Raw genomic sequence first — 609 nt, forward strand, 5'->3', positions numbered from 1 at the left:
GGAAAACATCCAGTTCCCTGTTGAGAATAATGGGCTATATACCACAGGTGACGGCGGATCAGATCGCTCATCGAATAATGAAAGCAGCCACTTAAAAGAATACTTTAACCAAGTCGATAAAAGCGTACAAGAGCTATGGGGTGAGCACAAAATGCCACTCGTGATCGTTGGTGACGCCAAAAACATCGGTTACTATAAAGAAGTCTGTGATCGTCCAGATAACATCATTGCTACCGTATCGAATGCCACCAATCTAGAAGATGGTAGCGCTCAGCATATCGTTGATAGTGTACAAGAAGCGGTAGAAGAATATCGTACATCATTACACCATGCTGCTTTAGGCGAGATAGACAAAGCCCGCGGTGCAAACATGTTGCAAACTGATCTACAGGAAGTATATCGTAGCGCATTCCAAGGCGCTGGCGAAACTCTCTATGTACGTCGTGGCTATATCCAATCTGCCAAAATTGATGAAAAAGCGCAAACTCTAAGCCTTGCAAGTGACGCTAGCGCAGAAGGCGTGACTGATGACGCAATCGGTGAAATCATTGAGCATGTTATCCATAATGGTGGTGAGGCTGTATTTATGCCACAAGATATCATGGGCGA

At 44.8% G+C, this 609-nt stretch carries 1 protein-coding gene; it reads left to right on the top strand.

Annotated features, from left to right (window positions below; all coding sequences use genetic code 11):
* Positions 1-609, top strand: a 609-nt coding sequence (locus tag ACS8FC_RS18985) for a baeRF3 domain-containing protein (RefSeq protein WP_439297933.1), incomplete at both ends; no start/stop codon positions are given.

The organism is Psychrobacter sp. 1Y4 (genome assembly GCF_051847555.1).